Origin of the sequence: Listeria floridensis FSL S10-1187, from assembly GCF_000525875.1 — a bacterium.
Classification (GTDB): Bacteria; Bacillota; Bacilli; order Lactobacillales; family Listeriaceae; genus Listeria; species Listeria floridensis.
Genome location: NZ_AODF01000015.1, coordinates 56,206 through 70,529 on the forward strand (window position 1 = coordinate 56,206; position 14,324 = coordinate 70,529).

The 14,324-nt window shown below is 42.0% G+C and carries 12 protein-coding genes and 3 pseudogenes; 10 read left to right on the forward strand and 5 right to left on the reverse strand.

What is annotated here, in order from left to right; all coding sequences use genetic code 11:
• Window positions 1–11 precede the first annotated feature (11 nt).
• The 3 genes from yidC to MFLO_RS07370 all read right to left on the reverse strand — a co-directional run bounded on the left by yidC (window position 12) and on the right by MFLO_RS07370 (window position 1,514).
• Entirely contained in the window at window positions 12–806 is a 795-nt protein-coding gene (yidC, locus tag MFLO_RS07360) for a membrane protein insertase YidC (RefSeq protein ID WP_036097336.1), read from the reverse strand.
• A 59-nt stretch (window positions 807–865) separates the two neighbouring features.
• The gene (locus MFLO_RS07365) at window positions 866–1,159 is read right to left on the reverse strand and encodes a hypothetical protein (protein WP_036097307.1); all 294 of its coding nucleotides are present in this window, start codon (window positions 1,157–1,159) and stop codon (window positions 866–868) included.
• 73 nt (window positions 1,160–1,232) lie between these two features.
• A complete protein-coding gene (locus MFLO_RS07370; RefSeq protein WP_036097308.1) occupies window positions 1,233–1,514 on the reverse strand; it encodes an acylphosphatase in 282 nt (93 codons plus the stop codon).
• A 127-nt stretch (window positions 1,515–1,641) separates the two neighbouring features.
• Here MFLO_RS07370 and MFLO_RS07375 point away from each other — a divergent pair, with 127 nt between their 5' ends.
• A complete protein-coding gene (locus MFLO_RS07375) occupies window positions 1,642–2,004 on the forward strand; it encodes a DUF1033 family protein (RefSeq protein WP_036097309.1) in 363 nt (120 codons plus the stop codon).
• A 13-nt stretch (window positions 2,005–2,017) separates the two neighbouring features.
• Window positions 2,018–3,080: pseudogene (fni, locus tag MFLO_RS07380) on the forward strand (type 2 isopentenyl-diphosphate Delta-isomerase).
• 48 nt (window positions 3,081–3,128) lie between these two features.
• Here the strand turns inward: fni and trhO are convergent.
• Together trhO and MFLO_RS16360 are read right to left on the reverse strand one after the other, a co-directional pair.
• Window positions 3,129–3,980 (reverse strand): oxygen-dependent tRNA uridine(34) hydroxylase TrhO, encoded by an 852-nt coding sequence (gene trhO / locus MFLO_RS07385; protein ID WP_241433578.1) that lies wholly within the window; start codon window positions 3,978–3,980, stop codon window positions 3,129–3,131.
• Window positions 3,898–4,095 (reverse strand): annotated as a pseudogene (locus MFLO_RS16360) (oxygen-dependent tRNA uridine(34) hydroxylase TrhO); the annotation flags it as partial. The pseudogene MFLO_RS16360 and the gene trhO, both read right to left, overlap by 83 nt.
• A gap of 245 nt (window positions 4,096–4,340) precedes the next feature.
• Between MFLO_RS16360 and MFLO_RS07390 the strand changes: the two are divergent.
• From MFLO_RS07390 to MFLO_RS07425, 8 genes and pseudogenes are all read left to right on the forward strand, one after another.
• A complete protein-coding gene (locus MFLO_RS07390; protein WP_036097310.1) occupies window positions 4,341–5,267 on the forward strand; it encodes a YitT family protein in 927 nt (308 codons plus the stop codon).
• A gap of 96 nt (window positions 5,268–5,363) precedes the next feature.
• Window positions 5,364–5,931 (forward strand): annotated as a pseudogene (locus tag MFLO_RS07395) (ATP-dependent Clp protease proteolytic subunit).
• A gap of 125 nt (window positions 5,932–6,056) precedes the next feature.
• The gene (locus tag MFLO_RS07400; RefSeq protein WP_036097311.1) at window positions 6,057–8,405 is read left to right on the forward strand and encodes an FtsK/SpoIIIE family DNA translocase; all 2,349 of its coding nucleotides are present in this window, start codon (window positions 6,057–6,059) and stop codon (window positions 8,403–8,405) included.
• A gap of 148 nt (window positions 8,406–8,553) precedes the next feature.
• A complete protein-coding gene (locus MFLO_RS14630) occupies window positions 8,554–8,967 on the forward strand; it encodes a hypothetical protein (RefSeq protein WP_051993549.1) in 414 nt (137 codons plus the stop codon).
• Window positions 8,968–9,289: 322 nt separating this feature from the next.
• Complete coding sequence (locus MFLO_RS07410; protein WP_036097312.1) at window positions 9,290–10,366, forward strand: BMP family lipoprotein; 1,077 nt, start codon at window positions 9,290–9,292, stop codon at window positions 10,364–10,366.
• A gap of 387 nt (window positions 10,367–10,753) precedes the next feature.
• The gene (locus tag MFLO_RS07415) at window positions 10,754–12,298 is read left to right on the forward strand and encodes an ABC transporter ATP-binding protein (protein WP_036097313.1); all 1,545 of its coding nucleotides are present in this window, start codon (window positions 10,754–10,756) and stop codon (window positions 12,296–12,298) included.
• A complete protein-coding gene (locus tag MFLO_RS07420; protein WP_036097314.1) occupies window positions 12,291–13,352 on the forward strand; it encodes an ABC transporter permease in 1,062 nt (353 codons plus the stop codon). The genes MFLO_RS07415 and MFLO_RS07420 overlap by 8 nt, the downstream gene beginning before the upstream one ends.
• Window positions 13,349–14,305, forward strand: a complete 957-nt coding sequence (locus MFLO_RS07425) for an ABC transporter permease (RefSeq protein WP_036097315.1) — start codon at window positions 13,349–13,351, stop codon at window positions 14,303–14,305. The genes MFLO_RS07420 and MFLO_RS07425 overlap by 4 nt, the downstream gene beginning before the upstream one ends.
• Window positions 14,306–14,324 lie beyond the last annotated feature (19 nt).

Here is a 14,324-nt window from a genome sequence, read left to right on the forward strand (position 1 = left end):
TACTAACACTCTTATTGTTTATTTTGTTTTTCAACCGTTTCTTCAAATTCACGTTCGCTTTTTTCCATTTCTTTTATCTCAGGGTGTTTATTCATGTAAAGTTTCTTCGTTAGCAAGGTTTGCCCGGCAAGGAAAATCCCGCCGACAGCCCAGTAAAGTGCAAGTGCAGCTGGTGCTGAGAAGGAAATGAACAGAATCATTGCTGGGGAAATCAGTCCCATAATACGCATCTGTTTCTTTTGTTCCGGTGTATAACCAATCATTGATACATAGTATTGACCAAGGTAGACAACACCGGCAATAATCGCAAGAATCATATCTGGTGTTCCAAGATTAAACCAAAGGAATGTATGCGTTGCGATGGCTTCTGAACCACGAATCGCATAATAAAATGCCATCAGGATAGGCATTTGGATGAGAAGTGGTAAGCAGCCCATCTGCATAGGATTAATATTATATTTTTGGTAAACAACCATCATCTCTTGTTGGATTTTAGATTGTTCTTCTTTCGTTGTTGCACGTTTTAAACGCGCTTGGATTTCATCAATTTCCGGTTTGGCAACAGCCATTTTGGATTGCATCCCCATTTGCGCTTTTGCCGTTCTAAGGTTGAGTGGCATGATCACAGCACGAATAACGAGCGTTGTGATGATAATCGCGATTCCGTAGTTGTTGCTGAAAAAAGAAGCGACAAATTGGATAAACCAAGCAAGCGGCCAGATTAAATATTTGTAGAAAAAACCGTCCTGATTTTGAGAAGGGTCCATACTACAGCCAGAGAGAACTAGCAAGCCGACAAGCAACATGCTGATTAAAATAATATGTTTTTGTTTAAGTTTCAAGATTCTTATTTCCTCCTAAAGTTTCATTTGAGTTCGGATAAGGAATAAGAACTGTGATTTTCATCATCATCGAACTGGCCTTTTTTAAGCGTTGCAACAATCCAGTTTACAACAAAACTGGTGCGGGTCGGCTTACTGATAGTTATTTTGCATGGCGTTAGACGAAACAAACGAATGGTATCATGAGTTCGCGTCACCATCGCAGGTTTCAGTAAAGTGATAACCGGCCAGAACCGAAAAATTGCAAGCGTCAAAAGGAACGTGACTGAAATCGAAATAAATTCAGGTTCAGCAAACATTTGCGCCAGTATTCCCATGCGCGCATCAGCTCCTTTCCTGCGGCATCATTCCTTTACTATAATTCAAATGACAAGGGATTTCAAGGCTTAATTAATAGATGATATCAAAAGTTTTGCTTTCTGGAACAGGAGCCCCTTTATAAACAAAAACTTCGTTCACATGCGCTGCCCGCGAAGGCCCCTTTTTTACAGCCTCAATAAAGTTTTCAAGCTGTCCGCTTTCAGCTCGCGCACTAATTTCAACAGAGCCGTCCTCCAAATTTTTCACCGTCCCACTGACATCATATTGATACGCAAGGTGCTTCGTTGTGTAGCGAAAGCCGACGCCTTGTACGAGCCCAGTTACACGAATAATTGCTGTTTCAATTGCCAAATTGATCTCCTTCTTTCTTTATCAATTACTTCTAGTTTAGCGTGTTTTGGTGCGAGTTTCAAAAATTTACATTCCGCTTGAGGCTTGCTATAATCGGGTTAGCAAATAATTCGGGAGATGATAGATCTTGACAGAATGGAGCGTTTTGACAACGACGGGTGAGTACGAGCCGTGGTGGTTTTTTGAAGATTGGGAGGAAACGATCAGCGAACAGTTCCGGTTTACGAATCGTGACGAAGCTTTTCAAACGTATCAGAAGATCGCGGCCGATTTAATCAAAAATTATCCGCACCATGCGCTTAAAAAACAAGTGTTGTTTGCGGCTTGGAATGAAGATGAAATTTTGTACTGCGAGGACTGCGAAGACGACATCCAAACTTTTCATGGGTTAATCCTTTTGAAAGACGGGGCAGTCTACCAGCCGAATGAGGCGGAAAAAGCAGCTTGGTTCAGAGAAGTTGCACCATTTCAAACAGATTTAGCAAATTAAGGACGTGGAAAGTTTGGGGAAAAAAGAAGATCTTTTACGCGAGCGAAGAAAAGATGAGCATGTGACGCTGGCTTACAAATCTTATGAAGAAACGGGAACAGCCTTTGACGAAATCAGACTGCTTGGCACGTCACTGCCGAAAATCGGCGTGAGTGATGTGAGTCTGGCTACCCAATTTGCTGGCCTTACCATGAAATTGCCCTTTTATATCAATGCAATGACAGGCGGAAGCGCACATACAGCCGGCATTAATCGCGATTTAGCAGAAATCGCGCGCGAAGTTGGTATCGCGATGGCGGTTGGATCTCAGTCGGCGGCTATTCAAAATCCGTTACTTGAAGACAGTTACCGGATCGCTCGAAAGGTGAATCCGGATGGCTATTTGTTTGCCAATGTCAGCCCAGAAGTTCCGGTCGATGCGGCAAAACGAGCGATTGAGATGCTGCGCGCGGATGCACTTCAAATTCACATTAACCCAGCGCAAGAGCTTATCATGCCGGAAGGGGATCGTGAATTTGGACATTGGATTGAAACGATTAAGCGCTATACCGAGGAGATTCGGATACCGATTATTGTGAAGGAAGTTGGTTTCGGGATGCGCCGCGAGACGGTTGCAAGGTTAGCTTCTCTTGGGGTGAAGACGGTTGACCTCGGCGGGAGAGGTGGCACAAATTTCGCCAAGATTGAAAATGACAGAAGACGTGATCATGGCTTTTGATTTTTTAACCAATTGGGGACTTACAACGGCCGAAAGTCTGCTTGATTTGAAAGCAACTGAAATGCCGAACGTAGAAATTTTGGCTTCCGGCGGGATTAAATCGGCGCTCGACATGGTAAAATGCTATGCGCTCGGCGCTAAAGCGGCAGGGATTGCCGGAAAGGTTCTTTATCGATTGAAAAAAGACGGGCTGGATGCGGCGATTCGGGAGCTGAATTTGGTCGTAGAAAATTTGACAGCATTATTCGTTTTGCTTGATGCACGAAATTTGGATGAACTAAAATCTGCGCCGTTACTTGTTTCGGGAGAATTGAAAGATTTTTGTGAAGCACGCGGTATTACATTAAATGAACGATAGAATAAGAAAAAAGCGATCTCTTTTAGATAGAGAATCGCTTTTTTTTATTTATTCAGTAACAGCCGATAAGCTTTCGCCGATTGCGTTTAGTCGGGCTTCAAGTTCATCTTTTGAAAGGCCGTGTTGTTTCACGTATAAGTTGTCAGGGTGAACCCGGCATTCGTGTGAACAGCTGTGTAAATATTTTTCATCATTTTCCTCAGATGCGAGGATTTGTTTATTGCACTGCGGGTTCGCACAATTAATATAGCGTTCGCAAGGTGCACCGTCAAAATGATCGCGACCGACGATTTTATGATCAACACGGTTGATCGGAACAGCGATACGTTCATCAAATACGTACATCATACCATCCCAAAACTCGCCTTTCGTTTTTTCATCTTTACCGTATGTTGCGATGCCACCGTGTAGTTGAGAAACATCATCAAATCCAGCTGTTTTAAGCCAGCCGGAGAATTTTTCACAGCGAATTCCTCCCGTACAATAGGTGACGATTTTTTTGCCATCAAATTGTTCGCGGTTTTCTTCCACCCATTCAGGTAAATCGCGGAATGCTTTAATATCTGGTCGAACGGCTCCGCGGAAATGCCCCAAGTCAAACTCATAATCATTTCGGGCATCTAAGATCACAGTATCAGGATCAAGCAATGCTTCACGAAATTCTTCCGGTTCTAGATATTTACCTGTTGTTTCAAGCGGATTTACATCGTCTTCGAGGTGAAGCGACACAATTTCAGAACGCGGTCTAACGTGCATTTTTTTTAAATGCGTGCCGATCTGTTTGATCAATTTTGAAAACCATGTCAGCAAAACGCGGATCATTATGCATACCTTCGATGTATTTTTCAGTTGCTTCTGTTGTCCCGGAAACTGTTCCGTTAATCCCTTCAGTTGCAACAAGTATACGCCCCTTAAGTCCAAGTTCATTACAAAAAGCAAGGTGCTGTTTTGCAAAGGTTTCTGGATCATCAATTGTCGTGTATTTATAGTATAACAACACTTGATAGTCGCTCATGTTTTTTAACCACCTTTATATTTGATTGCTTGTGAAAAGTGTTGCAAATTCAACATTTTTCACAGCTTGCGCATTTAATACTATACTACAAAGCGCAAGGTTGGGGCAAGAAAAATAGTACTTCAAAAAGTGAAGTAGTTTCACAATTTATATGTGGCTATGCTATACTAATAAAGAAATAAAAATGCATCAAAATCGTTGTAAACGATTTCAAATAAGTGAGAAAATTGTAAAACTGACAGGAAGTGATTTATGTGCAGGTAGACAGCAGTTTAATAGAAGAAATGGCTTTGAAGGAAGTGCGGCAGCATCGCCGCAGAAAATGGAAATGGTTTTTTTACCGCTTTGTATTGATTACGATTGGTGCAATATTGATGGGTGTCGGTCTTGAGCTTTTCCTCGTAAATAATCAAATTCTTGATGGCGGCGTGGTTGGGATATCGATCATTATCTCGCAGCTTACTCCGCTTCCTCTAGGAGTTCTAACTTTTGTGTTGAACATCCCTTTTTTTATTATCGGATACAAAAAAATTGGAAAAGTATTTGCACTTTTCACGTTGTACGGAATTGCTGTGATGTCGACTGTGACATTGCTACTTCATTCAATTGATCCTGTGACGGATGATTTGCTACTTGCAACGGTATTTGGTGGCGTTACGCTCGGCCTTGGAGTAGGGCTTGTGATTCGTAACGGAGGGGCGCTTGATGGAACAGAAATTGTTTCCATCATTGTGAACGGTAAAACACCGCTTTCGACGGGGCAAATTATCATGATTATTAATATTTTGATATTCTCAGTAGCCGGCTTTGCTTTTAACTGGGATCGGGCGATGTACTCGTTGATTACATATTTTTTGGCCTATAAAGTGATTGATATTGTCATTCAAGGCGTTGATGAATCAAAGAGTGCATTCATTATCAGCCGTTATTACGAAGAAATCGGGCTTGAAATCATGGAACAACTTGGGAAAAGCGTTACTTATATTGATGCGACAGGTGGCTATTCAGGCGACCTTAACAAAGTGATTTTCGTGATTATTTCGCGTTTTGAAGAAGTAAAATTGAAATCAATTTTAGATGATATTGATCCAGATGCCTTTCTTGCGGTCGGTGGAAGTATGTCGGAAGTGCGAGGTGGCAAAATGATGCCAAAACGTACCCCTCATCTTTAATTAGCGATCAAAGAGTGGTATCTTTTGACCTTTTTTGACCAAAAGTGTACAATGGGATTATTACTTGAGATGAGAGAGGATGTGTCAAGATGGCAGATGAAAAACAAACGAAAAGATATCAACAACTTGCTTACACAAAAAATGATTGATAACCGAATGATTTTATTATACGGAGAGATCAATCAAGATTTAGCAAAGGAAGTATCGAGTCAGCTCTTACTGTTAGAAGCATTAAGTGATGATCCGATTACAATTTTTATCAATAGCCAAGGCGGTCACGTCGAAGCTGGTGATACGATTCACGATATGATTAAATATGTGAAACCGGAAGTTCGAGTAATTGGGACGGGCTGGGTAGCAAGTGCAGGGATCACCATTTACTTGGCAGCAAAAAAAAGAAAATCGCTACAGCTTGCCTAATACACGCTACATGATTCATCAACCACTTGGCGGCGTTCAAGGCCAAAGCAGTGAAATTGAAATCGAAGCGCGCGAAATTGTTCGGATGCGCGAACGGATCAATCGTTTGATTAGTGAAGCAACGGGGCAGCCACTTGAAAAAGTGATGGAAGACACCGACCGTAATTTTTGGCTTTCTGCAAATGAAGCGATAGATTATGGAATCGTGACGAAAATCATTGAACAAGCAAACGAAATGAAATAAATGATCAAACAGATGGTAATCGAGTAGATTCCATCTGTTTTTTTACGTACATTTGTTTGCCAAATAGGTCTTTAGAGGGAGCAAAGCCATGCTTTAGTATGCTATAATGGAACAAGCATTTTTGAATGAAGGTGGGGAGATTTTTTTGCCGGCACAAAAGAAAAAAAACGACTGCGACACGGAAATCAAAGGGGACGCGGTCGAAAAAGAAAACCAATCATTATCAAAAGGAAATCAGCGGCTTAGTCTTAGTTGCAGCCGGTTTGCTCGGCTTGTTTCAACTTGGCTTCGTCGGAACATTCATATACACGATTGGCGAGTTTTTCCTCGGATCACTCAGTTACGGAATCATGCTGGGGTTTATTTTACTTGGCGGATTTCTTTTAATTAAACGCCAAATGCCGAGGCTGTTTGCTAAACGGCTGGTTGGCATTTATTTGATTGCAACTGGGTTAGCTGTATTATTACATATGAGTTTAGTTTTAAAAACATTCCCGGCGGATCAGACGATACTCGGCTATTCCAGCCATTTAGCTTTTCAAAATATGATCCATCCAAGTCAAATCGGTTCTGTCGGCGGCGGGATGATTGGCGCATTAATCACGGCTCTAACGTACTTTCTCGTATCAAGTGCAGGTACAAATGTTGTCGCGTTGCTTCTTGTGGCAGTTGGACTTTCGCTTGCTTCTGGGGTTCCGCTCCGCGTCGTTTTTGAGAAAATTAAAACCGGGATTTCGTGGCTTGTGGCAAAATTCCGGCAGCTGAAAGAAAAAGCTGAGGTGAAACGGCAAGAACACGAACAAAAGAAACAGGTTAAAGAAGCGAGTGCAGAACCTGAAACTAAGCCGGTTGCGAAAAAAAGCAAACCAAACAATACGGTGGAGGAGGAAGGGGAGAAAACACCGCCGATTATTTCAAATTTCAGCGAGCGGGTCTTGGAGAAATCAGCTGTAGCTAGTAAGCCGGATGAAGAAAAACCGACTGAACCTGACGACGAACCCCTGCAAGAAATGAAGTTTGAGCAAGAGTCATTTGAGCATGAAATTTATCAGCTTCCTCCTGTTACGTTGCTTGATGAAGCGGCTCCAGCCGATCAATCAAAGGAATATCAACAAATTGAAGCGAATGCAAGAAAGCTTGAAGAAACCTTTGAAAGCTTTGGCGTCAAAGCGAAAATTACACAAGTGCATCTTGGACCAGCCGTAACAAAGTATGAAGTTCAGCCGGCGGTTGGTGTAAAAGTAAGCCGAATTGTATCGCTAAGTGATGATATCGCACTCGCACTTGCAGCAAAAGATATTCGGATTGAAGCTCCGATTCCTGGGAAATCAGCAATAGGAATCGAAGTGGCAAATCAGCAAGTTGCGGTCGTCACGCTTCGCGAGGTGCTTGAAAATAACAGCGCGAATAAACCGGAAGATAAGCTTCAAATTGCGCTTGGCCGTGATATTTCCGGTGAAGCTGTTCTCGCACATCTCAATAAAATGCCGCATTTGCTTGTAGCAGGTTCGACCGGAAGCGGGAAATCAGTTTGTATCAATGGCATTATCACGAGCATTTTACTTCGCGCCAAACCGCATGAAGTGAAGATGATGATGATTGATCCAAAAATGGTAGAGTTAAATGTGTATAACGGCATTCCGCATTTGCTTGCGCCTGTTGTAACCAATCCAAAAAAAGCCGCTCAGGCGCTTCAAAAAGTTGTGGCAGAAATGGAACGGCGTTATGATTTATTCTCGCACACCGGAACTCGAAATATGGAAGGCTATAATGAACATGTGCGCAAACACAATGAAAAAAATGAAGAAAAACAAACGGAATTGCCTTTCATCGTTGTCATTGTCGACGAGTTGGCAGATTTAATGATGGTCGCTTCAAGCGATGTGGAAGATGCGATTACGCGCCTTGCTCAAATGGCTCGTGCCGCCGGAATCCACTTAATCATTGCAACCCAGCGCCCGTCTGTTGATGTGATTACCGGTGTTATCAAAGCAAACATTCCATCGCGAATTGCTTTTGCCGTATCGAGTTCAACCGATTCACGAACCATTCTTGACATGGGCGGAGCTGAAAAACTGCTAGGTCGCGGCGATATGCTGTTTCTGCCAGTCGGCTCAAGCAAGCCTGTTCGTGTGCAAGGTGCCTTTCTTTCGGATAACGAAGTGGAGCAGGTGGTTGATTTTGTTATCGCCCAGCAAAAAGCACAATATGATGAAGAAATGATTCCCGATGAAATTCCGGAACAAACCGATGAAGCAGAAGATGAATTATATGATGAAGCTGTTTTGCTGGTTGTTGAAATGCAGACAGCCTCTGTGTCGATGTTGCAACGCAAATTCCGGATTGGCTATAACCGCGCCGCGCGTCTGATCGATGAAATGGAACAGCGCGGAATTGTCGGACCGCATGAAGGCAGCAAACCGCGCCGCGTCAACATTGAATCGCTTGCGGAACAGCAGCCAAATCACGAGTAAAGGTCTAATGAACATTGATCCTCTAAGTTTCTGCAAACTTTGTTTTTCAGACTTAGAGGGTTATTTTATAGCAACAAAAAAGATAAGCTTGAACATGCAAAGTATTGCCTAACAAATTTGTGTGTATTACGGCTTGGAGGGGATCTTCATGAATACATCACTTTTTCAAAGCTATGAAACCATTGAGGGTACATGCTATGTCGAGTTCCAAATGGGCGAAGCAAAGCGGGAATTTTGGGATGGGGCATCAAAATATATCGACGGAGAAATCTTTACGCTCATTTCTTTTATTTTTGACTCATCAAACTCGCATTTTAGTAAGTTTGGGAGAAACCGGTTGACGCTGATCGAAATGAAGCGACTAAAAAGTGAATTGAAAAAGGTGAATTCTGCGAAGCTAGAACAATCAATCGACTTAGCGGATACTAAATTGTGGACGCAGATGGAAGCGAAGACGGGGAAGCCGCCGTATTCTGCGATTAAAGAATTGCTTGAAGAGCTGATTATCTGGCTTGACACGGCACTGGTGAAGCAGCAGGAGATTGTCATTTTAGGGATTTAATGCATGGTGGTTAAGAGACTCTTCTTTACAAGTCACTTTTATATAAAGAAGGTCAGCCTAACAAATTTGCTCCTTCCCTTTCCCAGAAACAAAGAAAACGATTTCATTGACTAATTGTCAGAATTTACTTGTATTTAAAGATTAGAGAGTTGAGGATTTATTTATTAGGGATAACATGGTATATTTAAAAGAGTTGGAGAATACGGTTCCAAAACTATTATGCTTCGAGACAAAAGGGAACGTACATAACCTGAATCGAGGTAAATGTTCGGGTAAACCGTTAAATCCGGCTGATATTTTATCTCTTGGGAGGGGTTTATAAGTGAAAAAGCGTACATTTGCTTTGGCACTCACAGCAGTTCTTGCTACTTCTTTAGTACTTGGAGCTTGCGGATCAAAAAGTTCTGATGACAAAAAAGGCGGAAGTAAAGACAGCGACAAGAATTTTACAGTAGCAATGGTTACAGATACTGGCGGTGTTGATGATCGTTCTTTCAACCAATCGGCTTGGGAAGGTCTTAAAGCATTCGGTAGTGAAAACAAGATGAAAAAAGGGCAAAGCGGATACAACTATTTGCAATCTGCTTCTGAAGCGGATTACAAAACGAACTTAAACACTGCTGTTCGTTCTAATTACGATTTGATTTTCGGAATCGGCTACAAACTGAAAGAAGCGATTGAAACGGTTTCTAAACAAAATCCTGACAATCACTTTGCTATTGTAGATGATACGATTGATGATCGTGATAATGTTGTAAGCATTGGCTTTAAAGACAATGACGGTTCTTTCCTTGTTGGGGTTGTTGCAGGTTTGACAACAAAAACAAATAAAGTCGGCTTTGTCGGCGGTGTAAAAGGTACTGTTATTGACCGTTTTGAAGCTGGATTTGTTGAAGGCGTAAAAGCTGTTAATCCAGATGCAAAAATTGATGTTCAATACGCAAATGACTTCGCGAAAGCTGATAAAGGACAACAAATTGCTTCGACAATGTACTCAAGCGGTGTAGATATCATCTTCCATGCTGCTGGCGGTACTGGTAACGGTGTATTCGCTGAAGCGAAAAACTTGAAGAAAAAAGATCCTAAACGTGCAGTTTGGGTAATCGGTGTTGACCGCGATCAGTGGGATGAAGGAAAAGTAAAAGCAAGCGACGGCAAAGAATACAATGTTACTTTGACTTCTGAAATCAAACGCGTTGACGTAGCTGTAAAAGACCTTTCTGCTCGTGCGAAAAAAGGTGATTTCCCAGGCGGCGAAAAAATCCAATATGGTTTGGATAAAGACGCTGTAGGCCTTTCTCCGCATCAAGATAACATCACACCGGATATTCTTAAAAAAGTGGATGAATACAAGAAGAAAATTGTTAATGGAGACATCAAAGTTCCAGAAAAACCTTGATGAGTTCTATTTATGAGCCGACAATTTTGTCGGCTCTCTTTTCTAATTAAAATGAAACCGTTTACTCATGCGAAGTAAACCCTTTTACTAAGATAAAATAGCTATTATTTTTTGTTTTTTTCTAAAATAAGATTGCAATGCTTGGCAAATAGAAATAAAATAAAGTGATGTCTTTTTTGGAACTCAAATATTGGATTCTTTTATACATAGAATGAAACTCTAGGCAAGGAAACTTTATTAGGTGAAAAATATCGGCAGAAAGCGGGTAAAAAACAAGTTTACCACCTATTTAAATAGACGGCATAACTTGGAGAGGCGGCGTTTTTCGAGAGAAATACGCGAGTGGCTGTTTTTCCGCAATGAAAAAGCGATAAGGGGAGTGAGAATGTGGATTATGTTATTGAAATGTTAGGAATCAGAAAAGAGTTTTCTGGATTTGTAGCTAACGATAACATTACCTTACAATTAAAGCAGGGAGAAATTCATGCTTTATTAGGTGAGAATGGTGCGGGCAAATCGACACTGATGAACGTTCTTTTTGGACTCTATGAGCCGGACGGCGGAGAAATCCGCGTACGCGGCAAGAAAGAAAATATCAGCAACCCGAACAAAGCGAATGAGCTTGGTATCGGAATGGTTCACCAGCATTTTATGTTGGTTGATAAGTTCACGGTTGCGGAAAATATTATCTTGGGAAAAGAGCCGAATAAACTCGGAGTAATCGAAAAGAAAAAAGCGATTCAAGAAATTCAAGATATTTCGGATCGTTACGGATTACGAGTTGATCCAAATGCGGTTGTACGCGATATTTCAATCGGGATGCAGCAGCGTGTGGAAATACTGAAAACACTTTATCGCGGGGCGGATATCTTAATCTTTGATGAACCGACAGCGGTACTAACGCCGCAAGAAATTGGGGAATTAATTCAAATTATGCGTGCGCTCATCAAAGAAGGAAAATCAATTATTTTAATCACTCATAAACTGAAAGAAATTATGGATGTTTGTGATCGTGTAACGGTGATTCGACGCGGAAGAGGAATGGGGACAGTCAATGTCTCTGAAACAAATCCGCAAGAACTGGCCAATATGATGGTAGGTCGTGAGGTGGTCTTTACAACGGAAAAGAAACCTGCTTCTCCTGGAAAAGATGTGCTTGAAGTCAAAGATTTAGTCGTGAAGGAAAGTCGCGGTGTGGAAAGCGTACGCGGACTTAATTTGACAGTGCGTGCTGGAGAAATCGTTGGAATAGCCGGGGTTGATGGAAATGGACAAAGCGAATTGATTCAAGCGATTAGCGGTCTTACTAAAGTGACAAATGGTTCGATTAAACTAAACGGTGAGTCCATTGAAAATAAGAAACCGCGGAAAATTACTGAAGCGGGTTTAGGCCATATTCCGGAGGATCGGCACAAGCATGGTCTTGTTCTTGAAATGACGCTCGGCGAAAATATTGCGTTACAAACATATTATCAAAAGCCGATCTCGAATAAAGGTTTTTTAAATCATAAGGCGATGTATGACTATGCCAGAAAACTGATTGAAGAATTTGATGTGCGGACAAGCAGCGAATATGTTCCTGCAAAAGCACTTTCCGGTGGTAATCAGCAAAAAGCGATTATCGCGCGTGAAGTTAGCCGTGATCCTGAATTTTTAATTGCGGCACAACCAACTCGCGGACTTGATGTCGGTGCGATTGAATTTATTCACCGTCGCTTGATCGAGCAGCGTGACAAAGGAAAGGCCGTTCTACTCATGTCGTTTGAACTGGATGAAATTATGAATGTAAGTGATCGTATTGCAGTCATTTACGAAGGTAAAATTGTTGCGATTGTGAACCCGGAAGAAACGACAGAGCAAGAACTAGGTCTGTTAATGGCCGGTTCGAAAAAAGAAGAACTCACGGAAACGGAGGGAAAAGTGCATGAGTAAAGTAAGAAGCATCTTAAATTCACTTGTTATCCCTGTAACGGCAGTTCTTCTCGGCTTAATTTTTGGTGCGATTATTATGCTTATATTCGGTTATGATCCGGTTGCTGGCTATTCAGCTCTAGTTAACGGTGTCGTAGGGCAGCCTTATTATATCGGAGAAACCATCCGTCAGTCGACGCCTTATATTTTAGTCGGATTATCCGTTGCGGTGGCGTTTAAAGCAGGTCTTTTCAACATTGGTGCGGAAGGACAAATGTTAATGGGGTGGCTTGGTTCAATTATTGTGGCTTTGCAATTTGACGGCCTTTCCAAATGGATTCATTTACCACTTGCTGTTATCGTCGGCATGCTTTTCGGAGCTATTTGGGCTTTTATTCCAGGTATTTTGAAAGCGACGCTTCGTGTCAATGAAGTTATCGTAACGATCATGCTGAATTACACAGCGCTTTATGTATTCAACTATGTGGTGCAAAATGTGCTGACTGACGGACTTGATAAAACAAAAACCATTTCCGATAGCGCCTCGCTGCAATCTGTTTTCTTGCAAAACATGACGCAGTATTCGACGCTTCACTGGGGAATTTTGATAGCACTTGGGTTCGCACTAATCATTTGGCTTGTTCTTAATAAAACGACATTCGGCTATGAAATTGAAGCAGTCGGTTTTAACGAAAATGCTTCACAATATGCCGGAATGAGCGTCAAGAAAACGATTGTAATGTCAATGGTTCTAGCCGGCGGACTTGCTGGTCTAGGCGGTGTGATGGAAGGGCTTGGAACATACGGTAACGCTTATGTTTTAAGTTCATCACCTGGAATCGGTTTTGATGGAATTGCTGTAGCACTACTTGGTGGAAGTTCACCAATCGGAATTATCTTTGCTGCACTTTTATTTGGGGCACTTAAAATTGGAGCGCTTAACATGCCGGCAATTGCAGGTGTGCCAAATGAGCTCGTCAATGTGATTATCGCATTAATTATTTTCTTCGTGGCATCGAGCTACATCATTCGTTGGGCGATGTCGAAATTTAAGAAGGGGGCGAAAGCAGAATGACAGCTACAGCAATAATTGCGACGCTTGTTTCTAGTACACTCTTAATGGCTGGTCCGCTTATCTTTACCGCGCTCGGCGGCGTTTACTCAGAACGAGGCGGGGTTGTAAATATCGGACTTGAAGGTATGATGGTCATGGGTGCGTTTTCTGCGATCGTGTTCAACTTGACATTCGATCACATTTTTGGCGCACTTACACCGTGGATTTCATTGATTGCGGCGATGATTGTCGGCGGAATTTTCTCGCTTGTTCATGCGGTTGCAACTATTAATTTCCGTGCAGATCATGTTATTTCAGGGGTAGCAATCAACTTTTTAGCTACTGGTCTTGCACTATTCTTAGTGAAAGTTTTCTATGATAAAGGACAAACCGACCAAATTACGTATTATTTCGGCAAGCCGGATATTCCTGTTTTGAAAGACATTCCGGTGATTGGCGATATCTTTTTCAAAAATGTTCCGGTGATGAGTTATGTGGCAATTGCGTTTGCGATTGTATCTTGGTTCATCATCTATAAAACCCGCTTCGGCCTTCGCCTCCGCTCAGTCGGCGAACATCCACTTGCTGCTGATACAATGGGTATCAAAGTTAAGTTCATGCGTTATCAAGGGGTTATCATTTCCGGTATCCTCGGTGCACTTGGTGGTGCGGTTTATGCACAATCATTTACGCTTGATTTCGGTCATGCAACCATTTCCGGTCAAGGTTATATGGCACTTGCCGCAATGATCTTCGGAAAATGGAATCCACTTGGAGCCATGGGTGCTGCAATATTCTTCGGATTCGCGCAGTGTCTTGCAATTACAGGTGGATCACTTCCATTCTTTAAAGAAATTCCGGATATCTACTTGCAGATTGCGCCTTATGTGCTGACAATTCTTGCATTAGTAGGCTTTATTGGGAAATCAGAAGCTCCAAAGGCTGATGGTGTCAATTATATCAAAGGAAAATAAGCGGTTTAAACCTCTTGCT

Bases quoted from the DNA above. Each gene is read 5' to 3' on its own strand.
- yidC (WP_036097336.1), bottom strand. From the start codon at position 806: ATGTTGCTTGTCGGCTTGCTAGTTCTCTCTGGCTGTAGTATGGACCCT.
- MFLO_RS07365 (WP_036097307.1), bottom strand. From the start codon at position 1,159: ATGGGAATACTGGCGCAAATGTTTGCTGAACCTGAATTTATTTCGATT.
- MFLO_RS07400 (WP_036097311.1), top strand. From the start codon at position 6,057: ATGAAGGTGGGGAGATTTTTTTGCCGGCACAAAAGAAAAAAAACGACT.
- MFLO_RS14630 (WP_051993549.1), top strand. From the start codon at position 8,554: ATGAATACATCACTTTTTCAAAGCTATGAAACCATTGAGGGTACATGC.
- MFLO_RS07420 (WP_036097314.1), top strand. From the start codon at position 12,291: ATGAGTAAAGTAAGAAGCATCTTAAATTCACTTGTTATCCCTGTAACG.
- MFLO_RS07425 (WP_036097315.1), top strand. From the start codon at position 13,349: ATGACAGCTACAGCAATAATTGCGACGCTTGTTTCTAGTACACTCTTA.